Genomic DNA, 26,361 nt, shown 5'->3' on the forward strand with positions numbered 1-26,361 from the left:
TTAACCGCTTAATTCGTTTTTCTCCGGGCGAATATCCAGGGGCACTTACTAGGTGATCTGGACGGCTGAACTGATAGCTAAGCTGAGAGTTTTCCAGCGATCAACGAGGCGGTGACGGTTACTTTTAACGTCGTGATTACACGCTGGGAACGTAATGCAAATAATTATTGTGCAGTATGACGGTGATGGCCGGATAGGGGGGAGCCACAATCGCGCGGGTGGCGCACCTTGAGTAGCAGAAGATTCACACCGGGAGAGCCCAGATCGGCGTCAATCGGGTGGAATCAAACATGCAGTGGTCGACGGGGATGAATAATGAGTTCGGTAAGAGCTGACCTAACTTGCGCACGGAACTACACGCCCGTGATTACTATGGCGGGCAGCGAAGAACCGGAGGCAGCAAATGATAGATTTTGGGGCGCTTCCGCCGGAGATCAACTCGGGGCGGATGTACGTCGGGCCGGGCGCCGGTCCGATGTTGGCCGCGGCCGCGGCCTGGCAGGAGTTGGCCGCCGAGTTGCAGTCCATGGCCGCCTCGTATCGGTCGATTGTCGAGAGTCTGACCGTAGGATCGTGGACAGGCCCGTCGTCGATCGCGATGGCAGCCGCGGTCGCGCCGTACCTGGCGTGGATCAACTCGACGGGGGCTCAAGCAGAGCAAGCCGCCGCCCAGGCGGCCGCGGCCGCAGCCGCCTATGAGACGGCGTTTGCGGCGACGGTGCCACCGCCGGTGATCGCGGCCAACCGAGCGCTGCTGATGGCGTTGATCGCCACCAACATTTTCGGGCAGAACACTCCGGCGATTGCGGCCACCGAGGCCGAATACCTGGAAATGTGGGCCCAAGACGCCGCCGCGATGTATGCCTATGCCGGCTCCTCCGCCACGGCCGCTCAGCTGACGCCGTTTACCGAGCCGCCAGCGACCACAAACCCGTCGGCAGCGGCGGCCCAATCCGCCGCGGTGGCACCAGCAGCCGGCACCGCGGCGGCCTCGGACATCACGACACAGCTGTCCCAGTTGATCGCCTCGGTGCCAAACGCGCTGCAAAGCCTGGCCTCGACCACATCGTTGCCGACGGCCGCGCCGTCGTTGCCGGGATCCATATTCCCACTGCCGGCGTTGCCGCCATGGCTGGCAACCGATATCGATAACTGGAACATCATCATGGCGGCGCTGAACGGGCCATATTCGCTGCAGGGCCTGGCTGCCATACCGGGTGGCCCGTTCCTGTCCTTCGGACAGGTCTACGCCTATGCCCAGAACGCCCAGGGTTTGCAGGCCTTTTTTGCCCCTTCCAAGCCCATCACCGGGGCCCTGGCCCCGATCGCTGATTCGCTGGGCGCAAACCTGACGTCCAGCAGCGCAGGTAGTGGTGGTGGACCGGTCACCGGGGCGATGGGGCGGGCGGCCCTGGTGGGCAGCATGGCGGTGCCACAGGGTTGGACGCAAGCCGCCCCAGCGATGCGACTGGTCTCCTCGCTGCTGCCCACCAACTTGGCCGCCGCCCCGGCCGCAGCGTTTTCCGGTGAGGCCGGGGTATTCGGCCAGATGGCCCTGTCGAGCCTGGCCGGCCGCGCCCTTGCTGCTACCACGTTCGGCTCCGCAGGCAGTGGTACGGCAAGTTCATTGGGCGGCGTTGTCGCCGGGGCAGACCCCGCCGCCGCCACCATCATCGTGATCCCGGCGCTCGATGAATGACGGCGGTGACGGTGATGATCGGCGTTACGACGGGCCATAGCTCAGCTAGGGCCATTCAAAGCACCCGGCCAGGTAAGGGGTAGAGACGTGTTCTACGCAGCACTTCCACCGGAAATCAATTCGGGCCGCATGTACACCGGTCCCGGGTCGGGCCCGATGCGTGCCGCCGCGGCGGCCTGGGACGCGCTGGCCGCCGAATTACAATCCACCGCTGCCGCGTGCTCGTCGGTCATCGACAGCCTGACCAGCGGGCCGTGGGCCGGTCCGTCGGCGCTGGCCATGGCCGCCGCGGCCGCGCCGTACGTGACCTGGCTGCAAGGCACCGCCGCGCAGGCCGCGCACGCGGCCGCCCAGGCCGCCGCGGCGGCCGGCGCCTATGAGACGGCGTTCGCCGCACATGTGCCGCCGGTGGAGATCGCGGCCAACCGTAGCCAACTGGCGACGCTGGTGGCGACCAACATCTTCGGCCAAAACACCCCGGCGATCGCTGCCACCGAGGCGCAATACGGCCAGATGTGGGTTCAAGACGCCGTCGCGATGGACAGCTACGCCGGCTCCTCGGCGGCTGCCGGCCAGCTGACACCGTTCACCGAGCCGCCGCAAGTTGTCAACGCGGCAGGACTGGCCGGCCAAGCCGCTGCGGCGGGCCAAGCCGCCGGAACCTCGGCCGGCACTGCCGCGCAGTCGATTTTGGCCTCGGCCGATCCGATTTCGTGGTTGTTGCAACTGGGTGCCGACCTTGCCACCGCCTACACGAAGGCCATGAACGACTTGGTGAACGGCATCTTCGGACCAACCGCAGCGGCAGATTATATCCGGCTGTTTCTCGCCGTCAGGGGTCCGCTGGGTTTCACCACCGGATTCAACGACATCGGTTTGCTGGTGAACTTCCCCGTATCGCAGTTCCTCAAGTTCGGCCCGCACGCGGCTGCCGGTGGGCTCGGCGAGTTCCCGAAAGAGGGACTGGGCGCCGGGCTTGGGCTGGCGCCCCACTGGGGCCGAGGCTGGCTGACCAGCGCAACATCGGGTGACGTGACCGCGCATTGGGGGCGCGGCACCCTCGTCGGGTCCTTGAGCGTTCCACCCAGCTGGGCGACAGCCACGCCCGCCATCAGGACCGTGGCCGCCGCATTATCGGCCGCCGGGCCGGAGGCCGTGCCGGCTGCTGCCCTCGGCGAGGGAGGCCTACTCAGCTCGACGGCGCTAGCGGGTATGCTCGGAAGCGCCCTCGGCGCCGGTGCTCCCAGCGCCGTCAGCGGTACCGGCGTCCGCGGCCGTATCACCCCGTTCAAAGACCTCAAGGACGCCACCTCGCCGGACAAACTCAAGCGTCTGGTCGCACAGATATCGGAAAAGCCCGAAAGCGTCCAGCATCACAGCGTCGACCCCGAAGGCCTTGACAGCCTGCTCGAGCAACTGGCGAAGAAGCCGGGCATCCACGCCGTGCACCTGTCCAAAGGCGACAAACCCAAAGTGGTTCCCTCGGATTCACAGTTGGGCTGACACATGGCTGGAGCTACGCATTTGATCAACCGTGATACCAACCGCTGCAACGGCATTGGCGAGTCTGAAGCGCGCCGCGGTTGCGGCTCGGAGGCTCGACAGCCGTGTTGGCAGGGCCGCGTAGGGGCGGAGTCAAAAACGTTACCGGACAAGGCAGTTCGGGAGTCGAATTCAGGACCGGGCACCCGCAAGACTGCCGGAGACGGAGGAATGGAAATCATGAAGAAGCTGCTAGCTCTCCTGGCCCTGGTGGCCATGGTCGGCCTCGCGGCGCCTGCCCATGCCGATCCGCAGGGACCCAGCGGCGGCGACGACGCGGGCTTCCTGGCCGCGCTGCAACAAGCCGGCATCACCTATCCCAGTCCGGCGGCAGCCATCGGATCCGCCCAGGCGGTCTGCGGGTGCCTGGACAACGGCGAAGCGGGACTGGAAGTGGTCCACGAAGTGAAGGTCCGCAATCCCGGTTTCAATATGGAAGCCGCATCGCAGTTCGCGGTGATTTCCGCGAAATACTACTGCCCGCACCACCTGGGCCACGTCTGATACGGGGGTGGGCGAGGAACCGGTGGGGCCGGCCCGCCACGGGCCATGCCATCCCGGCCAACTCGACGTGACCTGGTCCTTACGCGGGCTTCCCCCGGGCTCAAATCGCTTGAGGTCCAGCATATTTCGCGTGTTAGTCAGCGTCACAATGCAACCGGTTCGCCGGCTCGCCACCCGTCGTTAACCGCCATATGCTTAGCTGCCGTCGCCCTTAGCACTGGGACAGAAGGGAACGCAGTGCCGTGCAGAACCTCAGCATCGCCGAATTCACGCTCCGGCTCGCCGTCGGCGTCGGCTGTGGGGCCCTGATCGGCCTCGAGCGGCAGTGGCGGGCGCGCATGGCGGGGCTGCGTACCAATGCTCTGGTGGCCACCGGAGCGACCCTTTTCGTGTTGTATGCGGCCGCCACCGAGGACAGCAGTCCGACCCGGGTCGCGTCGTATGTGGTGTCGGGCATCGGGTTTCTGGGTGGTGGGGTAATTCTGCGGGAGGGGTTCAACGTACGCGGCCTCAACACCGCTGCCACCCTGTGGTGCTCGGCTGCAGTCGGTGTGCTCGCCGCGTCCGGACACCTGGTGTTCGCGCTGATCGCCACCGCCACCGTCGTCACCATCCATCTTTTCGGCCGCCCGCTGGGGCGGCTGATCGACCACGACAACACCGTCGAAGAAGACGAAGGCCTACGGCCCTACCAGCTGCAGGTGCTCTGCCGCCCCAAGTCCGCGAAATATGTGCGCGCTCAGATCGTGCAACACACGGCTCGAAACGACATCACGCTGCGCGGCATCCACACCGGCACAGCCACCGACGACAACATCACATTGACCGCCCACCTGCTGATGGACGGCCACACACCGGCCAAGCTGGAGCGGTTGGTGGCCGAACTGTCCTTGCAACCGGGCATATTCGCAGTGCACTGGTATGCCGGTGAACAAACCAATCCCATGTTGCCGATGTCGCCGTCGGACTGATTTGACGTCCACGCGGGGACCGCTCAGGGCCGGGCCTGCAGTTCTGGCGCGGCGGCGGCCAGCAGGTCGGCGCGGTTGCGGGTCAGCGGCGGGTAGATGCGCCGCGTGTTGATCATCTGTTTGGTCGCCTTGGCCTCGGCGCCACGCGACACCACTTCGCGATCCCACCCTTCGGTGTACACGGCGCCCGCTGGCCCCAAGTCGAGAACCGTTACATACCAAGGGATTCGAAATGCCAACAGCGGCTCGCCGAACAGGTCGCTGATCACGTTGTAGCCGGCGTAGCGGCCCATCGGCCGTCCGTGCTGACACGACATCACCGATACGTGCTCGTCATCCACCTCGGCAAGGGCTACATCACCGGCGGCAAAGACGGCCGGTACGCCCACCACCCGCAGGTAGTCGTCGACCTCGACGCGACCCAGTCGATCGCGGGTCACCGGTAGTTGCCCGGTAAGCGAATTGGCCCGCATGCCGGCGCACCACACGACGGTGGCCGCTGCCAGGTGCTCACCCGACGAGAGCGATACGCCGGAGGCACTGATCTTCGCCACGCTGACCGCGGTCCTGGTCTCGACGCCATTATCTGCCAGGGCTTGCTCGATCACCGGCCGCGCTGAGCTGCCCATATCGGAGCCGACGAACGGGTTATGGTCAACCAGCACCACCTGGGGGGTCACCGACCTTCCGACGAATAACGCCCTCAGCCGGCTCGGCATCTCACAGGCTGTCTCGATACCGGTCAGTCCCGCGCCGACTACCACCACGGTCGCCGCCGCGGCCGTCACAGGGCCATCGGCGAGCTTGTTGAGGTGGTGCTGCAGCCGGATTGCGCCGTCGTAGGTATCGACATCGAATCCGAACTCGCGCAGACCCGGTACGTCGGGCTTGACCAGCCGACTGCCCGCCGCGAGCACCAATCGGTCGTAGCGGTATGTCTGGCCACTCGAGGAGGTGACCTTGCGTGCGCCGGCGTCGATTCCGGTCACGTTCGCGGTGACATGCGCAACGCCGGCCGGATCAAGCACGTCGGCGAGTGGGATACGGCAGGCGCTCAGGTCAGCTTCGTAATTGCGCACCCTGATGTCGTGGAACGGTTTGTCGCTTAACACCGTGATGTCCACCGTCCCGGGCGCGACGGCGAGCTGGTCGAGTCGTCGGGCAGCGCCCAATGCCGCCCACAGTCCCGCGAACCCAGAGCCGATCACCAATACGCGGGTCAACCGGTCAGCGCCTGGGGCGTCCGGGCTGACAGCGCGATGGCTTAGCGGCCGGTCGAAAGCATCCACCCGGGTAACCTCCGTCGATCAGGATCGAGCGCTTGACCGTTTCGGCCGTTCTCGCTGCGGGTATTCGGCCAGTTGATGCGCGCACAGCCCACAGCGCGAATCCCACCACACCGGAGGTCCTGTCGCATGGCCGGAATGCTTGTCGAGACACCACAGGAAGTGGTCAAGTTTCTCAAAGCTCAGCACGATCTGATCAACGACATGTTCGACGACGTGCTGCACGCGTCGGACCACAAAGCGCGAGAGACCGCCTTTCACGACTTGCGCCAGCTCTTGGCCGTGCACGAGACCGCTGAGGAGATGATCATTCATCCCCGCGTCCGTCGCGAGATAGTTGCCGGTGACGAGATCGCGGATGCGCGGCTACGAGAAGAGCACGATGCCAAGAAGCTGCTGTCGAGCCTTGAAAAGCTGGACATCGCCTCGCAGGAGTTCATCGACGCGCTCACCAAGCTGCGGCAGGCGGTGGTCGAACATGCCGAACGTGAGGAGAACGAAGAGTTCACCACTTTGCAGCGGGAACTCGACGCCGACGAGCGACAGCGCATGACAAAGGCGGTGCAAGTGGCCGAGGCCCTCGCACCGACGAGGCCACACCCCGGTGTGGAGTCGGCGAAGCTGAATTTTGCCGTTGGACCATTCGCGTCGCTGCTCGACCGCGCCCGTGATGCGATCTCGAAGGCGATCGGCTAGCTCGAGCCGAAACCATTCCTGCCCGCGGGCCCAGCGACCCTTGGGCCACCGACCGGATTATCAGTAGTCTGTCTAACGTGAGTGCTTTGACGGGCTTCTGGTCCGTGCTGCCCGCGGAGTTGCGGGACCCGGCGTTGTTCGCCATTCCATTTTTCCTCTTTCTTTTGGCCCTCGAATGGACAGCCGCCCGCAAACTGGAACGAATCGAGGCGGCTGCGACCGGAAGGCCCAGGCCCGCCGCCGGCGCCTACCTCACCCGTGATTCCGTGGCAAGCATCTCGATGGGCCTGGTTTCGATTGCCACCACCGCAGCGTGGAAGGGCCTGGCGTTGCTGGGCTACGCGGCAATCTATGCCTACGTTGCCCCGTGGCACCTTTCGGCGGGCCAGTGGTACACCTGGGTGATTGCCATCGCCGGCGTTGACTTGCTCTATTACACTTATCACCGGATCGCGCACCGAGTCCGGTTGATCTGGGCTACCCACCAAGCCCACCACTCCAGCGAATACTTTAACTTTGCCACCGCGCTCCGCCAGAAGTGGAACAATAGCGGCGAGATCCTCATGTGGGTGCCGTTGCCGCTCTTAGGTGTACCGCCCTGGATGGTGTTCTTCGCCTTCTCGGTGAGCTTGATCTACCAGTTCTGGGTACACACCGAACGGATCAACAAGCTGCCGCGGTGGTTCGAGTTCATTTTCAACACGCCGTCGCACCACCGGGTGCACCATGGGATGGACCAGATCTACCTGGACAAGAACTACGGGGGGATCCTGATCATCTGGGATCGGTTGTTCGGTAGTTTCCAGGCCGAGGTTTTCCGCCCCCATTACGGCCTGACCAAGCAGGTAAACACGTTCAATATCTGGAAACTGCAGACTTACGAATACCTGGCGATTGCGCGCGACTGCCGATCAGCGACGCGGCTGCGTGATCGGCTCGGCTACGTCTTCGGGCCTCCGGGCTGGCAGCCGCGCGTGGCTGCCACCGCAGCCGACGGCGCCGTGGCTGTCGCCTCGTCGCGGTAGCGGCGCCTCGCCCGGCAAGGTAACGCGGGCGGCGGCGATAACGAAAAATAATCCGTCGGGTCTGCCGTAATTTCAGATTCCGGTCGGCATGCCGGCCCTGAAAGGATGGAGTCCATGGTGCGCCGCCTGGCACTGCGCGCATTCGCGGTATCGGCTACTGTCGCGGCGCTCGCGTGTGAGCTGGCTCCGGCCGCCTATGCGGAGCCGCCGCTGGTGTTCCCGGGCATGGAAATCCACCAGGATATCCACATCTGCACTTTGGCGTATGTGGACGCGAAACTGCGCATGGCTTTCAGCGCAGGTCACTGCCGGGGCGAGGGAGCGGTCAGCGACCGTGACAACAACGTCATCGGGCACCTGAGGGCGTTCCGTGACAACACCCCAAGCGGTTCGACTGTGGCCACCGACCAGTCGATCGACGACTATGAGGCGATTGCACTGGTCGACGGCGTCAGGGTGAGCGACGTCCTGCCGGGCGGACGGCAGTTGACGTCGCGGCCCGGCGTGGTCGCCCAACCGGGCCAAGCGGTTTGCCATTTCGGCATCAGCACCGGGGAAACCTGCGGAACGGTTGACAGTGTCAACAACGGGTGGTTCACCATGACCGGCGGCGTCGCCAGCCAGAAGGGCGATTCTGGTGGACCGGTGTATTTGATCGGCAACGGGCCCGGACAGCTGATCGGAATCTTCAACAGCGTATGGGGGCAATATCCCGCCGCCGTCTCCTGGCAAGCGGCCTCTGATCAGCTCCGTCAGGATCTCGGCGTCCCCGCCGCCAGCTAGCACTCGGCCTTGCCCAGAGCGAACACCGGGATCGTCGGTGCCGCGGCGCGCAACTCGTCATCGCCGGATTGTGGAGTCAAACCTCCGACATAGCCTTTGACCTGCCAATACCACTTGGCCAGATAGCGGCTCAGGACTTTCGGTTTGGCATCGTCGGCCAGCTCGCTGATCACCGAGGGTCGTTCGCCGCGCCAACGCGGACCCAGCTCGACGACACCTGCCGCTCTGACATTGCGAGCCCATTGCGTGTCACCGCGAGGTGACACCACGTAGTCCACGCCGTCGACAGTAAGCAGGTTGACCACCACGGGGCGTGGTTTGCCTGTCTTGCGGCCACGGACGCGCAGCAGCCGGGCGCCGGCGATGCTGATCCCGAGTTCCGCCAGCAAACGGACAGCGGTGTTCGCGGCACGGGCGGTCCGGGTGGGCGTTTGGTAGCGAGTGGTCATGGCGCTCCTTTCGAGCCTCTTGAGCCTTCTGAAACCTTTCGAGAGCACCGCTCTCGACACTGGCTACGGTGCCAGAAGCCTGAAGCAAAAGCAAGAGCGGTGATCTCGGTTATGTCAGAATTGCGGTGTGGGCAAACGTCAGGAGGCCAGGGAGCACATCGAGGCCAAGATCGTCGAGCTCGGCCGCCGCCATCTGGTGGATCACGGCGCAGCCGGGCTATCGCTACGTGCGATTGCCCGCGACCTGGGCATGGTTTCCTCCGCGGTATATCGGTACGTATCCAGCCGAGACGAGCTTCTGACGTTGCTGCTCGTCGACGCATACTCCGATCTGGCCGACACCGTGGACCGCGCTCGCGCGGAGGCCGGCCTCGACTCATGGAGCGAGGACGTCATCGCCATCGCCCATGCCGTCCGCCGCTGGGCCGTCGCGCACCCGGCGCAGTGGGCGCTGCTCTACGGCAGCCCCGTCCCCGGGTATCACGCGCCACCAGAACGCACCGTCGGCGTCGGTACCCGCGTGGTCCGAGCGTTCTTCGACGCAATTGCGCCGGCGATTGCCACCGGAGACATCATTTTAACGAATAACGTTGCCTCCCAACCGATGTCATCGGATTTCGAGCGGCTTCGGCGGGAGTTCGACTTTCCCGGCGATGACCGTGTGGTCGCCAAGTGCTTCTTGCTGTGGGCTGCTGTGGTGGGTGCGATCAGCCTGGAGGTGTTCGGCCAGTACGGCGCCGACACCCTGACCGAGCCCGGTCAGGTCTTCGACAGTCAGATACGGCTACTGGTCGACGTCTTGGCTCAGCATTGAGGAAGCGGTAGTCACCAAGAATTAGAACATGTTCATCCGCCTCATTCAGGCCGGCTGCCGGCGATGACGGCAAAGTGCCCGCGGGCCCTTTCTGGTGCCACCAGGCTGAGCTATTCTGCGAGACGATGAACTTCGCCGTTTCGTCACCGACGCAGATCGCATGGGTGACCACGGACCTGGATGCCACGGAAACAGCGCTCACCGGCCTATTGGGTGTCCGGAAGTGGGTGCGGATAGCCGGCGTGCACTTTGCTCCCGATACTTGCAGCTACTACGGCAAACCCGCCGACTTCGTCGCGAGCATCTCACTGAGCTACTTGGGTGACATGCAGTTAGAACTCATCTCCCCGGCCCGCGGGGAGAATATCTATAGTGACTTTCTACGTGACTCTGGTCCCGGTCTCCACCACATCTGCATGGAGGTCGAGAGCCCGGAACGGCTCGAGGCTGCACTGGTTGAGGCGGCCGCGAACGGCGCCTCTGTGGTCCAGCGCGGCGTGATGCCCGGCGGGATTCAGTTTGCCTACGTGGCGGCACCGCAGGCAGGGGTGCCGTTTGTGGAGATCGCGTATTTCTCGCCGGAGATCAGGGCGTTCTACGACTACATCAAAGGGGAGCAACGGTGAGCACCGACCTACCGGCGATTGTCAGTGCGGACTCGGTGGCGTCATGGTCGGACGACGTCGATGTGGTGGTGATCGGCTTCGGCATCGCCGGCGGCTGTGCGGCGGTGACGGCCGCTGCGGCGGGCGCGCGGGTGCTGGTGCTCGAGCGGGCCGCCGCGGCGGGCGGCACCACGTCGCTTGCCGGAGGGCATTTCTACCTGGGCGGCGGGACCGCGGTCCAGCAGGCGACCGGTCATCCGGATTCGCCGGACGAGATGTACAAGTACCTGGTTGCGGTGTCGCGGCAGCCAGATCACGCCAAGATCCGGGCTTACTGCGACGGCAGTGTGGAGCATTTCAACTGGCTTGAAGACCTGGGCTTTCAGTTCGAGCGCAGCTACTTTCCAGGCAAGGCGGTGATCCAGCCCAACACCGAAGGGCTGATGTTCACCGGCAACGAGAAGGTCTGGCCCTTCTTCGAGAAGGCGGTGCCGGCGCCGCGTGGCCACAAGGTGCCCGTGCCCGGCGACACCGGCGGCGCCAGCATGGTGATCGATCTGCTACTCAAGCGAGCGGCGAGTTTAGGCGTGCAAATCCGTTACGAGACCGGGGCCACGGAGCTCATCGTGGACGGCTTGGGGGCAGTGACCGGAGTGATGTGGAAGCGATTCTCCGAAACGGGGGCGATCAAAGCCAAATCGGTGATCATCGCCGCCGGGGGATTCGTGATGAATCCGGACATGGTGGCCAAGTACACCCCGAAACTGGCCGAGAAACCGTTCGTGCTGGGCAACACCTATGACGACGGCCTGGGCATCCGGATGGGCATTTCGGCCGGCGGTGCCACCGAGCACATGGATCAGATTTTCATCACGGCTCCGCCGTACCCGCCGTCCATCCTGCTCACCGGAGTGATCGTCAACAAGCTCGGGCAGCGGTTCGTCGCCGAGGATTCCTACCACTCGCGGACTGCGGGTTTCATCATGGACCAGCCGGGCAGCGCGGCGTATCTGATCGTCGACGAGGCGCACCTGGAACGTCCCACGATGCCGCTGGTCCCATTGATCGACGGCTGGGAAACGGTTGCCGAGATGGAAGCTGCGCTGGGCATTCCGCCAGGCAACCTGACGGCGACCCTGGACCGCTACAACACCTATGCCGCGCGCGGCGAAGATCCCGACTTTCACAAGCAGCCGGAATTCCTTGCGCCACAAGACAAAGGGCCGTGGGGAGCGTTCGACATGTCACTGGGTAAGGCGATGTATGCCGGCTTTACCCTCGGTGGTCTGGCCACGTCGGTGGACGGCGAGGTGCTGCGCGACGACGGCTCGGTGATACCCGGGCTGTATGCGGCCGGAGCGTGTGCATCCAACATCGCCCAGGATGGCAAGGGCTATGCCAGTGGCACGCAGCTGGGCGAGGGCTCGTTTTTCGGCCGCCGCGCCGGAGCGCACGCGGCGCGGCGGGCTGGGGGCGTGCAGGCGCGTTGAGTGTGGGCGCCGGAGCGCACGCGGCGCGGCGGGCTGGGGGCGTACAGGCGCGTTGAGTGTGGGCGCCGGAGCGCACGCGGCGCGGCGGGCCGGGGGCGTGCAGGCGCGTTGAGTGTGGGCGCCGGAGCGCGCGCGGCCGATTACAGCAACCCGTCTAAACCGTTCAGACCTAACAGGCCACCGATTCCGCCGGTGCCGACACGGCCGTTGGTTGCCCCAAGCCCCGCGTTGCCGCCGGCACCGCCATCGCCCAGCAGAAAGGCACGGCCACCGGCGCCGCCGTCGCCACCGGTGCCGGTGACTCCGATACCGTCCCCGCCGGCGCCTCCGGCCCCGCCGGCGCCGAACAGCAGCCCACCATCGCCGCCGGCACCGCCGGTTCCGCCCGAGCCGGTCGCGAATCCGCCGGTCCCGCCAGCCCCGCCGAAGCCGAACAGCAGCCCGCCGGCCCCGCCGGCCCCGCCGGCCCCGCCGCGGGCGCTCCCGCCTATTCCGCCGGCACCGCCATCACCACCGATGCCGCCAAAGAATCCGCCCGCGCCACCAGTGCCGCCGGCCCCGCCGCTGCTGGCAGCACCGCCCTTACCGCCGATCCCGCCTGCACCGCCGGCGCCGAAGAACAGCCCGCCGCTACCGCCGGCACCGCCGGCACCGCCGTTGCCAGCGCTCGTATTACCGCCGGCCCCGCCGGCACCGCCGTGACCGAAGAACAGCCCGCCAGCTCCACCTGCTCCGCCGTTGCCGCCACCGATGGCACCGGAGCCACCGGCACCGCCGTTGCCGATCAAGATTCCGCCGTCCGCTCCGTTTGCCCCGTTTCCGGGAGCGCCGTTGGCCCCGTTGCCGATCAGGGGTCGACCCACCAATGCGAGCGTGGGCGCATTCACCATGTCCAGCAGCATCTGAAGTGGGGTGACGTTGGCGGCTTCGGCGGCCGTATAGGAGCCCGCCGCAACGTTAAGGTTCTGCACGAACTGATCGTGGAACACTGCCGCCTGGGCGCTCAGTTGCTGATATGCCTGGGCGTGCCGGGAAAACAACATGGCAATCGCTGTGGATACTTCATCGGCAGCGGCGGCCGCCATCCGGGTTGTCGCGGTCGCCGCAGCCGCGTTCGCCGCGCTGATCGTCGAGCCAAGGCTCGTCAGATCGGAGGCCACTGCCGCCACAATCGGCGAGGATGCGATCACATACGACATGTGACGCCTCTAAGCCCGCAATGACTGCACCAAGCGAACCGTGAGCCTGCGAAGTCGATACCGCGTGGCCGCTGTCGTGCTGCCATGGCGTCCCGCTGACGCGATTCTTCCGCACCCGTTGGATGCCGACGGCATCCCGATTCCGAAAACGGGTCCGCTAAGGCCGTGCCCACCGATGGTGACCACCCTCGCCTTGGCAGCATTACATCCGGGCTCATCGAGGTAACTTCCTCCCGGCACACTGGGTGCCTCTGCAACGGTCGCGGCGGCAAGTGTCATGGCCACCCGCCGATTACTCGTGATTTGCCGCGACACTACGGGGCCGGCGGGCCGCACGTCATGACCGAAACGAGGCATTTTCCTGCCGCCCGGGATAGTCAGACCTGACTATCGGGATGGGCGGTCGGTGCACCGCAGTTGCAGCATGGGCACGGCGCATTAGCGCTGCCACCCGGAACCGAAGATGTCTGGCGCCGTTAACTCGAGCCGGAACGACGCATCTAGTCGAGCCGGCAGGGAATCCGGCTGGGCGACAAGCAGCACCCAAGCGGTCCAGTCGCCATGTGGGTGGTAACCGAATCTAGCGGAGCCTGGACGGGCCTAGACCCGCACCGGCTCCTTCGTCACCGGGCTCAGCCGCCATGGCCCGCCGCCCAGTAATTCAAGCTGTTGGTCGTGGAGCCGTTCAAGCGCGGGGCGGTGGCTGACGCTGACGATGATGCAATCCGGCAGCTCGCGGCGCAGCAGTTCATAGAGCGCGAATTCCAGTCCCGCGTCGAGCGCCGACGTGCTCTCGTCGAGGAATACGGCTTTGGGTTTGGTGAGCAGGATGCGGGCGAAGGCAACGCGCTGCTGCTCGCCGGGGGACAGCACCTTGGCCCAGTCGCGTTCCTCTTCGAGCCGGTCGCATAGCGGCGCGAGGGCCACCTTGGTGAGGGTGTCGCGCACGATGTCGTCGGGGATGACGAATGGGGGATTCGGGTAGCACACCACGTCCCGCAGAGTGCCCAGCGGCACATACGGCAACTGGGACAAGAACATCGTTTCGTTGTCACCGTCCGGACGGCGCAGTGTCCCCGAGGCGTACGGCCATAGTTCGGCCAGGCTGCGCAGCAAAGAGGTCTTGCCGGACCCGGAACGGCCGGTGATCACCAGCGAATCGCCGCGGTCCAGACGCACGTCGAGCGGGTCGATCAGCCGGTCTCCGGCGGGGGTGCGAACTTCGATCTCGTTGAGCTCAACGGACTCGTCGTCACTTGGCCGGGTCAGCACCGCAGGCAGCGCGCGACCCTTCTCGTTGGCGTCAACCAGGCCGTACAACCGGATGATCGCCGCGCGGAACGAGGCGAACGCGTCGTAGTTGTTGCGGAAGAACGACAACGAGTCGTGAATATTGCCGAACGCGATGGCCGTCTGACTCACGTCGCCGAATTCAATTTGCCCGGCGAACAATCGAGGTGCCTGGATCACCCACGGCAACGGAACAATCGTCTGACTCACCGACAGGTTCCATCCGTTGAAAGCGATGCTGCGGCGAACGTATCGGCGGTAGTTGTCGATCACCGGCCTGAACCGCTGCTGCAATTGCGCGCCCTCGACTCGCTCACCGCGGTAGAAGCCCACGGCTTCGGCGGCGTCTCGCAAGCGCACCAGCGCGTACCGGAAAGCGGCATTGAGCTTTTCGTTTCGGAAACTGAGCCAGATCAGTGGACGCCCGATGACGAAGGAGATGACCGTGGCAACGAGCACATAACCAAGAACGGTCCAGAACATTGCCCGGGGGAAGGAGACACCCCATATGTTCAGGGTTCCGGAGAGGTTCCACAGGATCGCGGTGAAGGAAATCACCGAGATAATCGATTGCACGGCCCCGAAAAGCAGCGTGCTACCGGTCCCGTTGGACGGCGCGTTGGGCGTGCCACCCACTCCGGCGGTGAAGATGTCGATGTCTTGCTGGATGCGCTGGTCGGGGTTGTCGATCGTCTCGTCGATGAACAGATCCCGGTAGTACGCTCTGCCGTCGAGCCAGTCCTTGGTGAGGTGGTCGGTCAGCCACACCCGCCAGGCGATGATGAAGCGCTGCGTCAGATAGATGTCGGCCATCACCCGGACCACGTGTATCACGGCCATGATGCTGAAAACCCCGATTGACATCCAAAACCCTTGCACGCCTGAGCGTTTCACCACCTCATCGCCGGCGGCGGCACCTTGGAAAGCCTTCTGCAAGGCGGTGTACATGTCATTGCCCTGGTAGCTGAACAGCACATTCAGGCGGACGGCCAGTACCACCGACAGCAACAGCACACCCAGCATCAGCCACACCCAAATGCTCCTGGGTCCGACGAAGTACTCACGGGTGATCCGCCAGTACTGTCGCCCCCAGGGCGTCAGGAACCTGAGCAGAACCAGCACGGCCAGGACACAGACGGCGCTGATCGCCCAGGCTTTGCCGATCCAGTACAGCGAATCCACAAATGCCCCCGACCAGTCGATCGAGGGAGTAAACGGCTTCGGGCCCAAGGTCGATGCTCCTCACGGTCGAGGTGTTCAGGCGGCTGCTGAACAGAAATCCTTCGGCGAAGGTACCGGAAGGATGCAGATAGGCTTTCGAAATATGACGGATATGAGCGCCGGCGCCGCCGCGGCCCAGACGATGCATGCGGGCCGGCTGATAGCGCGACGGCTCAAAGCCAGCGGTGTCGACACGGTTTTCACACTGTCGGGCGGACACCTGTTTTCGGTCTACGACGGCTGCCGCGAGGAAGGCATCCGGCTGATCGACACCCGTCATGAGCAAAGTGCCGCCTTCGCCGCCGAGGGCTGGTCCAAGGTGACGAGGGTGCCCGGGGTGGCCGCACTTACCGCGGGTCCGGGCGTCACCAACGGGATGAGCGCGATGGCTGCTGCCCAACAGAACCAGTCGCCGCTCGTGGTGCTCGGCGGTCGGGCGCCGGCATTGCGATGGGGGATGGGCTCTTTGCAGGAGATCGACCATGTACCTTTTGTCGCGCCGCTGGCCCGCTTTGCCGCCACCGCACAGTCAGCAGACGATGCGGGCCGGCTGGTCGACGACGCACTGCAGGCTGCGGTTGGAGCCCCGTCGGGGGTGGCTTTCGTCGATTTTCCGATGGACTACGTGTTCTCCATGTCCGACGATGACGGTCGTCCCGGCGCACTGACGGGCTTACCCACGGCCGCACGCCCCGACGGTGACGTCTTGGACCGGGCCGCCGGCCTGCTCTCGGCGGCCCGACGTCCGGTCATCATGGCGGGCACCAACGTCTGGTGGGGCCATGCGGAGGCTGCGCTATTGCGGCTTGCCGAGGAACGCCGGATTCCGGTGCTGATGAATGGGATGGCCCGGGGCGCTGTGCCCGCCGACCACCCGCTGGCTTTTTCCCGGGCACGGTCGAAAGCGTTGGGGCAGGCCGATGTTGCCCTGATCGTCGGTGTGCCCATGGATTTCCGTCTGGGATTCGGCGGAGTTTTCGGGTCGCAGACCCAGCTCGTCGTCGCCGACCGCGCCGAACCGGAGCGCGGTCATCCGCGCGCCGTTGCGGCCGGCCTCTACGGGGATCTGAGCGCGATCTTATCGGCGCTGACCGGACCCGGCGGCGCCGACCATCGGGACTGGATCGACGAGCTTCGGACCGCCGAGACGGCGGAGCGTGACGCGGAAAAAGTCGAGCTTGCCGAGGAACGGATCCCGCTGCATCCGATGCGGGTATACGCCGAGTTGGCCCCGCTATTGGACCGCAATGCCATCGTGGTGATCGACGCCGGTGACTTCGGGTCCTACGCCGGGCGGGTGATCGACAGCTATCAACCGGGTTGCTGGCTGGACAGCGGTCCCTTCGGCTGTCTGGGTTCTGGGCCCGGTTACGCCTTGGCCGCAAAACTGGCCCGACCGGATCGTCAAGTGGTGTTGCTGCAAGGTGACGGCGCGTTCGGGTTCAGCGGCATGGAGTGGGACACCCTGGTTCGGCACAATGTGCCGGTCGTGTCGATAGTCGGCAATAACGGTATCTGGGGTTTGGAGAAGCACCCGATGGAGGCGTTGTACGGCTACTCGGTGGTGGCCGAGCTACGCCCGGGAACCCGCTACGACGAGGTGGCGCGTGCCCTGGGTGCGCATGGTGAGCTGGTGTCGACGCCCGCCGAGCTGCGCCCGGCGCTGCAGCGGGCCTTCGCCAGTGGTCTGCCGTCGGTCGTCAACGTGCTGACCGACCCAACTGTCGCGTACCCGCGGCGGTCGAACTTGGCCTGATGCGCAAAGATCCGGTCTGCCGAGGCGGCGCGCGTCGCTGGTAACCACGTCCGCCCGCGCCAGTCGACGTGTCACGTACCGTTGACGTGTGCCCAAGACCACACGCGCTGAACCAGGCCGCCTGAGCAGCCGATTTTGGCGACTTCTCGGCGCCAGTACGGAAAAGAATCGAAACCGGTCCCTGACCCAGGTGACTGCTTCGGGGGAGTACGACGAAGAAGCCGCCGACCTCACCGACGAAAAGCTGCGCCGCGCGGCCGGGCTGCTCAACCTCGACGATCTCGCGGACTCCGCCGACGTCCCCCAGTTTCTGGCCATCGCCCGGGAAGCAGCCGAGCGGGCGACCGGTCTACGCCCATTCGACGTTCAGTTACTGGGTGCACTGCGCATGCTCGCCGGTGACGTGATCGAAATGGCGACCGGTGAGGGCAAGACGCTTGCCGGCGCGATCGCGGCCGCCGGCTATGCACTGGCCGGACGGCATGTCCACGTCGTGACCATCAACGACTACTTGGCCCGCCGCGACGCGGAGTGGATGGGCCCGCTGCTGGAGGCGTTGGGCCTGACGGTCGGATGGATCACCGCCGAGTCGACCAGCGAGGACCGCAAGGCGGCATACGGCTGTGATGTCACCTATGCCTCGGTCAACGAGATCGGTTTCGATGTGCTGCGCGATCAGCTGGTCACCGACGTGGAAGACCTGGTATCGCCCAATCCGGATGTGGCCCTTATCGACGAGGCCGACTCCGTGCTCGTCGACGAGGCGCTGGTGCCCTTGGTCCTGGCCGGCACCACCCACCGGGAGACGCCGCGGCTGGAAATCATCCGCATGATTGCCGAGTTGGTCCCCGGCACCGACTATGAGACCGACTCCGACAGCCGCAACGTGCACCTGACCGACACCGGCGCTCGCAAAGTCGAGAAGGCGCTCGGCGGCATCGACTTGTACTCCGAGGAACATGTGGGCACCACGCTGACCGAGGTCAACGTCGCCCTGCACGCGCATGTCCTGTTGCAGCGCGATGTGCACTACATCGTCCGGGATGGCGCGGTACATCTGATCAATTCCTCGCGCGGGCGCATCGCACAACTGCAGCGCTGGCCGGACGGGCTGCAGGCCGCCGTCGAAGCCAAGGAGGGCATCGAGACCACCGAAACCGGCGAGGTGCTCGACACCATCACGGTCCAGGCGCTGATCAACCGCTACGCCACGGTGTGCGGTATGACCGGTACCGCGCTGGCCGCCGGTGAACAGCTGCGCCAGTTCTACAAGCTCGGTGTGTCGCCGATACCACCCAACACCCCGAACATCCGAGAAGACGAGGCCGATCGGGTTTACATCACCGCGGCGGCCAAGAACGACGCGATCGTCGCGCACATCGCCGAAGTTCACGACACCGGGCAGCCGGTGCTGGTCGGCACGCATGACGTTGCCGAGTCGGAGGAGCTGCACGAAAGGCTGCTGCGGCGCGGCGTTCCCGCGGTAGTGCTCAACGCGAAAAACGACGCGGAGGAGGCACAGGTGATCGCCGAGGCCGGCAAATTCGGTGCGGTCACCGTGTCGACGCAGATGGCCGGACGCGGCACCGACATTCGGCTGGGCGGCTCCGACGAAGCCGACCATGACCGGGTCGCCGAACTGGGTGGCCTGCATGTTGTCGGCACCGGCCGCCATCACACCCAGCGGTTGGACAACCAGTTGCGCGGGCGGGCCGGACGCCAGGGCGACCCAGGGTCGTCGGTGTTCTTCTCGAGCTGGGAAGACGACGTCGTCGCGGCCAACCTCGACACCAACAAATTGCCGATGGACACCGACGAGGACGGCCGAATCGTCAGTCCGAAGACCGGTAGTTTGCTCGACCATGCCCAGCGCGTCGCCGAGGGCCGGTTGCTGGATGTGCATGCGAACACCTGGCGCTACAACCAGTTGATCGCCCAACAACGCGCCATCATCGTCGAACGACGAAACACCTTGCTGCGCACCGCGACCGCGCGTGAGGAATTGGCCGAACTGGCGCCCGAGCGGTACCAGGAGCTGGCTCAGACGATGTCCGAGAACGGCTCCGACGAGCGCCTCGAGAAGATCTGCCGGCTGATCATGCTCTACCACCTGGACCGCGGCTGGGCCGATCACCTGGCTTATCTGGCCGACATCCGGGAGAGCATCCACCTGCGAGCGCTGGGTCGACAGAACCCGCTCGACGAGTTCCACCGCTTGGCGGTGGATGCGTTCGCGTCACTGGCCGCAGATGCGATCGAGGCCGCACAGCAGACCTTCGAAACGGCCAATGTTCTCGAAGAAGAGCCCGGGCTGGATCTGTCCAAGCTGGCGCGGCCGACATCGACGTGGACCTACATGGTCAACGACAACCCACTGTCCGACGACACGTTGTCCACGCTGAGCCTTCCCGGCGTGTTCCGCTGAGCCTGTCGGGCGTGAGCCGCCGAATGTAACGCCAGTGCGAAAAGCGGTGCCGGAAATCGCCACAGCGTTACGCTCGCGACTATGCCACCGGTCCGCCGTGCGGACCGGATGGTCGCCGGGCTAAGGTCACGGCTCATGGAGCCGGTACTCACCCACACTCGGGTGCTGACGGTACCTAACGTGCTGAGCGCCATCCGCCTAGCGCTGATTCCGGTGTTCGTCTACGTCATGTTGATTGCGCACATCCATGGCTGGGCGGTGGCGATCTTGGTGTTCAGCGGGGCGTCCGATTGGGCAGACGGCAAGATCGCCCGACTGCTCAACCAGTCGTCGCGGCTGGGCGTGCTGCTGGACCCGGCAGTCGACCGGCTGTACATGGTGACCGTACCCATAGTGTTGGCGCTGAGCGGGACAGTGCCGTGGTGGTTTGTGCTCACGCTGCTGGCGCGTGACGCCGCGCTGGCTGCGACGCTGCCGCTGCTGTGGAGCCGCGGTCTGTCGGCCCTGCCGGTCACCTACATTGGCAAAGCGGCGACTTTCGCCCTGATGGCCGGCTTTCCGATCCTGCTCTTGGGGCAGTGGGACGCGTTATGGAGTCGCGTCCTCGGCGCCTGCGGCTGGGCGTTTCTGATCTGGGGTATGTATGCATACCTGTGGGCGTTTGTGCTGTACGTCGTGCAGATGACGATGGTGGTTCGGGGGATGCCCAAGCTCAAGCACCGGGCATATCAACCAGTTGCGCGAAAAGCGGGCGGCCATGGCCGAGGTTGACCGGGTGCTCGGCGGTTATGACCCGAACGCCGGCTACAGCGCGCATGCGGCGACGCGGCCCAAGCACAACCCGGTACCGTCGCTGCTTCGCGCGCTGCTGTCCGAACATCTCGACCCCGGCTACGCTGCGTCAGCCGCCAAACGGGACGGCTCCACCGCGCCCACTGATGGTCGTGCCCGCGCTTTCGGCTGGCTGTGGCAGGCTTTGGCCGCGACTCTGGTCGCAGCGGTATTCGCAGCCGCGGTGGCGCAGGCCCGCTCCGTTGCACCCGGGGTGCGCGCGGCCCAGGAGCTGCTCGTGGCAAATGTGCGGTCAACCCAGGCCGCCGCTTCCAGGTTGGCCCAGCAGCGCAGCGTGCTCTCGGCGAAGGTCGACGACGTGCAACGGCTAGCGCTGGCCGACGACGCCGAGGGGCAGCGACTACTCACCCGTCTGGATGCCCTCAGCCTGGCAGCGGCCAGCACGCCGGTTATCGGTCCGGGGTTGACGGTGACCGTGACCGATCCGGGAGTGGGGCCGAATCTCTCCGATGCCTCCAAACAGCGGGTGAGCGGCAGCCAGCAAATCATCCTGGACCGCGACCTGCAGCTGGTGGTCAACTCCTTGTGGGCCAGTGGCGCGGAGGCAATCTCGGTCGACGGCGCCCGGATCGGGCCGAATGTGACCATTCGCCAGGCCGGGGGAGCGATCCTCGTTGACAACAATCCCACCAGCAGCCCCTACTCCATCCTCGCGGTTGGACCACCGCATGCAATGCAAGATGTCTTCGACCGCAGTCCCGGTCTGCACCGCCTTCGGCTGCTGGAGGTCTCCTATGGCGTCGGCGTCAGCGTCAACGCCTCCGACGGTCTGGCGCTGCCGGCCGGCGCTATCCGGGACGTCAAGTTCGCCAAACAGATTGGGTCCTAGTGAGAAAAACTTTAGTGAAAGTTGTTGCCCCGGGCGCGACGAGGACGGGACTGCGGCGGGCATGATCGGTATCGCGGCCCTTGCCCTTGGCATCGTGCTGGGATTGGTTTTCCACCCCAGCGTGCCCGAGGTGATCCAGCCGTACCTGCCGATCGCAGTGGTCGCCGCGCTTGACGCCGTGTTCGGCGGGTTGCGCGCCTACCTCGAGCGGATCTTCGATCCGAAGGTCTTCGTGGTGTCGTTCGTTTTCAACGTCCTGGTGGCCGCGTTGATCGTCTACGTGGGTGATCAATTGGGCGTTGGCACGCAATTGTCCACGGCGATAATCGTGGTACTGGGAATCCGCATCTTCGGCAATACCGCCGCGCTGCGGCGGCGGCTGTTCGGAGCCTGAGGGAGATGAGGTCAGCGTGAGCCAGGGCCCTCCGGACAGCGCCCGCGACGAAAGCCGCTGTGCACCAACCCGGCACGGCCACTCCGAAGCCGAGCGCAACACTCACGAAGCGGCGCGGCGCGGCCGTCACGAACTGCCCGCCGACCGTCCTCGCCCTGAGATCGGGCCGGTGCCCCGGACGGGACTGTCCGCGATGTTGCGGGGTAGCCGTTCCCGAATGCTATTCGGGGCGTTGGCAATCTTGCTGTGCCTCGTGCTCGGGGTCGCCATCGTCACCCAGGTCCGCCAGACCGAATCCGGCGATTCGCTGGACACGGCTCGCCCCGCGGATCTGTTGGTGCTGCTCGATTCGTTGCGGCAGCGTGAGGCCAGCCTCAACACCGAGGTGGCCGACCTGCAGAACACCCTCAACGCATTGCAGGCCTCCGGCAACAACGACCAGGCCGCTATCGAAAGCGCGCAGGCCAGACTGGCGGCGCTGTCGATACTGGTGGGCGCGGTGGGCGCCACCGGACCCGGCGTCACGGTGCGCATCGAAGATCCCGGTCCCGGAGTAGCCCCGGACACAATGCTCGACGTGATCAACGAGTTGCGCGCTGCCGGAGCGGAGGCGATCCAGATCAGCGACGCACACGAGTCGGTGCGGGTCGGAGTCGACACCTGGGTGGTCGGTTCCCCGGGCGCGCTGACCATCGACACCAAAGCGCTGTATCCACCCTATTCGGTTCTGGCGATTGGCGATCCACCGACGCTGGCCGCGGCGATGAACATTCCCGGTGGTGCGGTGGACAGCATCAAACGCGTCGGCGGACGGATGTCGGTGCAACAGGCAGACCGGGTGGATGTGACCGCCTTGCGACAACCGAAACCGCACCAATACGCTCAGCCCGTCAAATAAGCCCCGACCAGAACAGGATTACCGTGAGCGATATCCCACCCGATCTGCACTACACCGCCGAACACGAGTGGGTTCGCCGCACCGCGGACGACACCGTCCGAGTCGGGATCACCGATTTCGCACAGTCTGCGCTGGGCGACGTCGTCTTCGTTCAATTGCCGGCCGTGGGCGATGAGGTGACCGCGGGGGAATCCTTCGGCGAGGTGGAATCGACGAAATCGGTGTCGGACCTGTACGCGCCGGTATCCGGCAAGGTCGCTGCGGTCAACAGCGATCTGGAAGGCACACCGCAATTGGTGAACTCGGACCCGTACGGCGACGGCTGGCTGCTGGACCTTCAGGTCGAAAGCTCCGCCGCCGCGGAAGCAGCCTTGGCGGCCTTGCTCGACGCCGAGGCCTACCGCGGAACCATAACCGAATGACGGTTGCTAAGGTCCGTGCCGGCGGGTGCGTCCACGATGCGGACCATGCTCTGGCCCTCCGTGAAGGCCTCCGTGAAGGCCTCCGTGAAGGCCTCCGTGAAGGCCTAGGAGAAGGGTCGGTGTGGGGCTTACGATCCTGCAGTGGTGAGCACGTCGCCGCGCCGAGGCCGACACATGCGGGGTACGGTCGAGACATCAGCGTCAGACGCCGTTGGCAGCCACGTGAAGCAGTACCAGAAGCAGTACCAGAAGCAGTACCAGAAGCAGTAAAGGTAATACAGTCGGTAAATCCGAGGGAGGCACCGGCCGATCGGCCCGGTCGAACAACGCCACAGCGGCCAGTGAGGAGCAGCGGGTGACGGACATGGACGCAGAACGAGGGCAGGACCAGACATCTGACGAAGTCACCGTGGAGACCACCTCAGTCTTCCGCGCCGACTTCCTCAGCGAACTGGACGCACCCGCACAGGCGGGAACCGAGAGCGCGGTATCCGGGGTGGAAGGCCTTCCGGCTGGCTCGGCGTTGCTGGTCGTCAAACGGGGACCCAATGCAGGGTCGCGCTTTCTGCTCGATCAGCCCATCACATCTGCCGGCCGGCATCCCGACAGCGACATCTTTCTCGACGATGTCACGGTGAGTCGTCGCCACGCCGAATTCCGCTTGGAAGGCAACGAGTTCAGCGTCGTCGATGTTGGAAGCCTCAACGGCACATACGTCAACCGTGAGCCGGTGGACTCGGCCGTGCTGGCAAACGGCGACGAGGTTCAGATCGGCAAATTCCGCTTGGTTTTCCTGACCGGACCCAAGCAAGGTGACGACGACGGGGGCGCCGGAAGCCGGTGAGCGCACCGGATAACTCCGCCCTGGCCGGGATGTCGATCGGCGCGGTCCTGGAGCTGCTGCGACCGGACTTTCCCGATATCACGATCTCCAAGATTCGGTTTCTGGAGGCCGAGGGGCTGGTGACGCCGCAGCGCGCTGCATCGGGTTACCGGAGGTTCACCGCGTACGACTGTGCGCGGCTGCGGTTCATCCTCACCGCCCAGCGGGATCATTACCTGCCGCTCAAGGTGATCAGGGCGCAGTTGGACGCTCAGCCCGACGGTGAGCTGCCACCCTTCGGATCCCCTTATGGCGTACCGCGATTGATCCCGGTAAGCGACGACGGCACCGCCGGCACGGGGTCCGACGCGGCGGCGGTGTCGCCGACCCGCATTCGACTCAGCCGGGAAGACCTCCAGCACCGCTCCGGAGTCGACGACGACCTGCTGAGCGCTGTATTGAAAGCCGGAGTGATCAAAACCGGCCCGGGCGGCTTCTTCGACGAACACGCGATCGTCATCCTGCAATGTGCGCGCGCACTCGCCGACTACGGCGTGGAGCCGAGGCACTTGCGGGCATTTCGCTCCGCGGCCGATCGTCAGTCCGACCTGATCGCCCAGATCGCCGGCCCGTTGGTCAAGGCGGACAAGGCCGGAGCCCGTGACCGCGCCGACGACTTAGCCCGAGAGGTCGCCGCGCTTGCGATTACTTTGCACACCTCATTGATCAAGTCCGCGGTACGCGACGTTCTGCATCGCTGAGGATTAGACTTTCCTCGACAGCGTGTATTGGACGACGCGGCAAGGAGCGTACCCACCGCGTCGCCACGCTGAACGGAAACGGCGCCATAGCGGAGGGCAGACACAGATGGGTGAAGTTCGCGTTGTCGGCATTCGCGTCGAACAACCGCAAAACCAGCCGGTGCTGTTACTGCGCGAGGCCGACGGTGACCGCTATTTGCCGATCTGGATCGGCCAGTCGGAGGCGGCCGCCATTGCGCTCGAACAGCAAGGCGTCGAGCCTCCCCGACCGCTGACGCATGACCTGATCCGGGATGTCATTGCTGCACTTGGGCATTCGCTCAAGGAGGTGCGTATCGTCGACCTGCACGAAGGCACGTTTTACGCCGATCTGATCTTCGATCGCGATATCAAGGTGTCGGCTCGTCCCTCCGACTCGGTGGCGATCGCGCTGCGCGTCGGAGTTCCGATCTACGTCGAGGAGCCCGTGCTGGCCCAGGCCGGTTTGCTGATCCCCGACGAGAGCGACGAAGAAGCCAGTAGTGCGGTCCGCGAGGACGAGGTTGAGAAGTTCAAAGAATTCCTCGACAGCGTGTCACCCGACGATTTCAAGGCCACCTAGCTTGTCGACAACGCGCGCAACTGTGGGCGTGGCCGGCCACTCGCCGGCGGGCAGGCGACACCCACACCCGCGGCGAAGACAGTCGGGCAATGCGACCTGACCCGGCGGCATGCACAGCAGCGACCACCTCGCGGCTGAGCCGGCTACATCACGGATGCGTCTCATCTCACACGACGCGGACTCGACACGCCTGGCGGATGGCGCCCTGCGGGTCAGACAACAGCGATACTTTGATGACGACTTGATGATCAACTGGCGCACCGAAACAGTCCAACAGCGTATGCTCACAAGCACTCGGACCTGAGCAAACATGGTTGCCGAAGCAGCCAATGACGCAGCTAGTGACAAGAGCGCGATCGGCGAGAGGAAGCACCGTGAGCGAACGGCCACGTCAAGAACAGCTCGATCTTGCAGACCACGCGACTACCGCGGCCCATGGTGCTCATGGCGGCGCGACCGAACCCGTTCAGCCCGGGCTGTTTCCCGACGATTCGGTGCCTGATGAGCTGGTCGGCTACCGCGGACCGAGTGCCTGTCAAATCGCCGGCATCACCTACCGCCAACTCGATTATTGGGCACGCACGTCGCTGGTTGTCCCCTCGATCCGCAGTGCGGCAGGATCGGGAAGCCAGCGGCTCTACTCGTTCAAGGACATTCTGGTTCTCAAGATCGTCAAGCGGTTGCTCGATACCGGCATCTCGCTGCACAACATCCGGGTTGCGGTCGACCACCTGCGCCAGCGTGGTGTCCAGGACCTCGCCAACATCACCTTGTTCTCCGACGGCACGACGGTGTATGAATGCACCTCCGCCGAGGAAGTTGTCGACCTTCTCCAGGGCGGCCAGGGTGTGTTCGGTATCGCCGTCTCGGGCGCGATGCGGGAGCTGACCGGCGTCATCGCCGAATTTCACGGTGAGCGCGCCGACGGCGGTGAATCCATTGCCGCTCCGGAAGACGAGCTGGCTTCGCGCCGCAAGCAACGCGATCGCAAGATCGGCTAGCACGGACCGGGCATGCGCTGTCGCG

The 26,361-nt window shown here is 65.1% G+C and carries 24 protein-coding genes and 1 pseudogene; 21 read left to right on the forward strand and 4 right to left on the reverse strand.

Annotated elements, in window-relative coordinates:
* The first annotated feature begins 403 nt into the window (after positions 1 to 403).
* The 4 genes from MKAN_RS00245 (at position 404) to MKAN_RS00260 (ending at position 4,716) form a co-directional block, all read left to right on the forward strand.
* On the forward strand, positions 404 to 1,699 hold the full coding sequence (locus tag MKAN_RS00245; protein WP_023364011.1) for a PPE family protein: 1,296 nt from the start codon (positions 404 to 406) through the stop codon (positions 1,697 to 1,699).
* An 87-nt stretch (positions 1,700 to 1,786) separates the two neighbouring features.
* Positions 1,787 to 3,202 carry a PPE family protein gene (locus tag MKAN_RS00250; protein ID WP_023364013.1) on the forward strand — a complete coding sequence of 472 codons (1,416 nt, stop codon included), beginning with the start codon at positions 1,787 to 1,789 and terminating at the stop codon, positions 3,200 to 3,202.
* Between the two features lie 219 nt (positions 3,203 to 3,421).
* Positions 3,422 to 3,745 (forward strand): DUF732 domain-containing protein, encoded by a 324-nt coding sequence (locus MKAN_RS00255; RefSeq protein WP_036394229.1) that lies wholly within the window; start codon positions 3,422 to 3,424, stop codon positions 3,743 to 3,745.
* Between the two features lie 242 nt (positions 3,746 to 3,987).
* Positions 3,988 to 4,716, forward strand: a complete 729-nt coding sequence (locus MKAN_RS00260) for an MgtC/SapB family protein (protein ID WP_023364017.1) — start codon at positions 3,988 to 3,990, stop codon at positions 4,714 to 4,716.
* A 23-nt stretch (positions 4,717 to 4,739) separates the two neighbouring features.
* On the opposite strand, the gene MKAN_RS00265 is transcribed toward MKAN_RS00260, so the two are convergent.
* A complete protein-coding gene (locus tag MKAN_RS00265) occupies positions 4,740 to 5,939 on the reverse strand; it encodes an NAD(P)/FAD-dependent oxidoreductase (protein ID WP_036394227.1) in 1,200 nt (399 codons plus the stop codon).
* A gap of 192 nt (positions 5,940 to 6,131) precedes the next feature.
* Here MKAN_RS00265 and MKAN_RS00270 point away from each other — a divergent pair, with 192 nt between their 5' ends.
* The 3 genes from MKAN_RS00270 (at position 6,132) to MKAN_RS00280 (ending at position 8,506) form a co-directional block, all read left to right on the forward strand.
* Positions 6,132 to 6,698, forward strand: coding sequence for a hemerythrin domain-containing protein (locus tag MKAN_RS00270; RefSeq protein WP_023364021.1), 567 nt, complete (start codon positions 6,132 to 6,134; stop codon positions 6,696 to 6,698).
* A gap of 77 nt (positions 6,699 to 6,775) precedes the next feature.
* On the forward strand, positions 6,776 to 7,723 hold the full coding sequence (locus MKAN_RS00275) for a sterol desaturase family protein (protein ID WP_023364023.1): 948 nt from the start codon (positions 6,776 to 6,778) through the stop codon (positions 7,721 to 7,723).
* Positions 7,724 to 7,837: 114 nt separating this feature from the next.
* Positions 7,838 to 8,506, forward strand: coding sequence for an Rv1815 family serine proteinase (locus tag MKAN_RS00280; RefSeq protein WP_036394225.1), 669 nt, complete (start codon positions 7,838 to 7,840; stop codon positions 8,504 to 8,506).
* On the opposite strand, the gene MKAN_RS00285 is transcribed toward MKAN_RS00280, so the two are convergent.
* Positions 8,503 to 8,955 carry a nitroreductase/quinone reductase family protein gene (locus MKAN_RS00285; RefSeq protein WP_023364027.1) on the reverse strand — a complete coding sequence of 151 codons (453 nt, stop codon included), beginning with the start codon at positions 8,953 to 8,955 and terminating at the stop codon, positions 8,503 to 8,505. The genes MKAN_RS00280 and MKAN_RS00285 overlap by 4 nt on opposite strands.
* Before the next feature lie 127 nt (positions 8,956 to 9,082).
* Here MKAN_RS00285 and MKAN_RS00290 point away from each other — a divergent pair, with 127 nt between their 5' ends.
* The 3 genes from MKAN_RS00290 to MKAN_RS00300 all read left to right on the forward strand — a co-directional run bounded on the left by MKAN_RS00290 (position 9,083) and on the right by MKAN_RS00300 (position 11,864).
* Positions 9,083 to 9,769: a TetR/AcrR family transcriptional regulator gene (locus MKAN_RS00290; RefSeq protein WP_023364031.1), complete on the forward strand. Its 687-nt coding sequence runs from the start codon at positions 9,083 to 9,085 to the stop codon at positions 9,767 to 9,769.
* Between the two features lie 125 nt (positions 9,770 to 9,894).
* The gene (locus tag MKAN_RS00295; protein ID WP_036394223.1) at positions 9,895 to 10,395 is read left to right on the forward strand and encodes a VOC family protein; all 501 of its coding nucleotides are present in this window, start codon (positions 9,895 to 9,897) and stop codon (positions 10,393 to 10,395) included.
* On the forward strand, positions 10,392 to 11,864 hold the full coding sequence (locus MKAN_RS00300) for an FAD-binding protein (RefSeq protein WP_036394099.1): 1,473 nt from the start codon (positions 10,392 to 10,394) through the stop codon (positions 11,862 to 11,864). The genes MKAN_RS00295 and MKAN_RS00300 overlap by 4 nt, the downstream gene beginning before the upstream one ends.
* Before the next feature lie 149 nt (positions 11,865 to 12,013).
* Here the strand turns inward: MKAN_RS00300 and MKAN_RS00305 are convergent.
* Positions 12,014 to 13,063, reverse strand: a pseudogene (locus MKAN_RS00305) (PE family protein); the annotation flags it as partial.
* A gap of 600 nt (positions 13,064 to 13,663) precedes the next feature.
* Positions 13,664 to 15,583 carry a vitamin B12 ABC transporter pemease/ATP-binding protein BacA gene (locus MKAN_RS00310; protein ID WP_023364036.1) on the reverse strand — a complete coding sequence of 640 codons (1,920 nt, stop codon included), beginning with the start codon at positions 15,581 to 15,583 and terminating at the stop codon, positions 13,664 to 13,666.
* Positions 15,584 to 15,686: 103 nt separating this feature from the next.
* Here MKAN_RS00310 and MKAN_RS00315 point away from each other — a divergent pair, with 103 nt between their 5' ends.
* From MKAN_RS00315 to MKAN_RS00370, 11 genes are all read left to right on the forward strand, one after another.
* Positions 15,687 to 17,330: an acetolactate synthase gene (locus MKAN_RS00315; RefSeq protein ID WP_023364038.1), complete on the forward strand. Its 1,644-nt coding sequence runs from the start codon at positions 15,687 to 15,689 to the stop codon at positions 17,328 to 17,330.
* Between the two features lie 88 nt (positions 17,331 to 17,418).
* A complete protein-coding gene (secA2, locus tag MKAN_RS00320; RefSeq protein ID WP_023364040.1) occupies positions 17,419 to 19,755 on the forward strand; it encodes an accessory Sec system translocase SecA2 in 2,337 nt (778 codons plus the stop codon).
* A 135-nt stretch (positions 19,756 to 19,890) separates the two neighbouring features.
* A complete protein-coding gene (locus MKAN_RS00325) occupies positions 19,891 to 20,526 on the forward strand; it encodes a CDP-alcohol phosphatidyltransferase family protein (protein WP_023364042.1) in 636 nt (211 codons plus the stop codon).
* The gene (locus MKAN_RS00330; protein WP_023364044.1) at positions 20,513 to 21,436 is read left to right on the forward strand and encodes a DUF881 domain-containing protein; all 924 of its coding nucleotides are present in this window, start codon (positions 20,513 to 20,515) and stop codon (positions 21,434 to 21,436) included. The genes MKAN_RS00325 and MKAN_RS00330 overlap by 14 nt, the downstream gene beginning before the upstream one ends.
* Positions 21,437 to 21,497: 61 nt before the next feature.
* Positions 21,498 to 21,830 carry a small basic family protein gene (locus MKAN_RS00335; protein WP_023364046.1) on the forward strand — a complete coding sequence of 111 codons (333 nt, stop codon included), beginning with the start codon at positions 21,498 to 21,500 and terminating at the stop codon, positions 21,828 to 21,830.
* 16 nt (positions 21,831 to 21,846) lie between these two features.
* Positions 21,847 to 22,728, forward strand: coding sequence for a DUF881 domain-containing protein (locus MKAN_RS00340; protein WP_023364048.1), 882 nt, complete (start codon positions 21,847 to 21,849; stop codon positions 22,726 to 22,728).
* A 23-nt stretch (positions 22,729 to 22,751) separates the two neighbouring features.
* Positions 22,752 to 23,150 (forward strand): glycine cleavage system protein GcvH, encoded by a 399-nt coding sequence (gene gcvH / locus MKAN_RS00345; protein ID WP_023364050.1) that lies wholly within the window; start codon positions 22,752 to 22,754, stop codon positions 23,148 to 23,150.
* Positions 23,151 to 23,514: 364 nt separating this feature from the next.
* Positions 23,515 to 23,994, forward strand: coding sequence for a glycogen accumulation regulator GarA (gene garA / locus MKAN_RS00350; RefSeq protein WP_371686053.1), 480 nt, complete (start codon positions 23,515 to 23,517; stop codon positions 23,992 to 23,994).
* The gene (ftsR, locus tag MKAN_RS00355) at positions 23,991 to 24,734 is read left to right on the forward strand and encodes a transcriptional regulator FtsR (RefSeq protein ID WP_023364056.1); all 744 of its coding nucleotides are present in this window, start codon (positions 23,991 to 23,993) and stop codon (positions 24,732 to 24,734) included. Before garA ends, ftsR begins: the two co-directional genes overlap by 4 nt.
* A gap of 106 nt (positions 24,735 to 24,840) precedes the next feature.
* Positions 24,841 to 25,335: a bifunctional nuclease family protein gene (locus tag MKAN_RS00360; protein WP_023364058.1), complete on the forward strand. Its 495-nt coding sequence runs from the start codon at positions 24,841 to 24,843 to the stop codon at positions 25,333 to 25,335.
* A 374-nt stretch (positions 25,336 to 25,709) separates the two neighbouring features.
* Entirely contained in the window at positions 25,710 to 26,336 is a 627-nt protein-coding gene (locus MKAN_RS00370; protein ID WP_036394097.1) for a MerR family transcriptional regulator, read from the forward strand.
* The last annotated feature ends 25 nt before the right edge of the window (positions 26,337 to 26,361 follow it).

This window comes from Mycobacterium kansasii ATCC 12478 (assembly GCF_000157895.3).
GTDB lineage: Bacteria > Actinomycetota > Actinomycetes > Mycobacteriales > Mycobacteriaceae > Mycobacterium > Mycobacterium kansasii.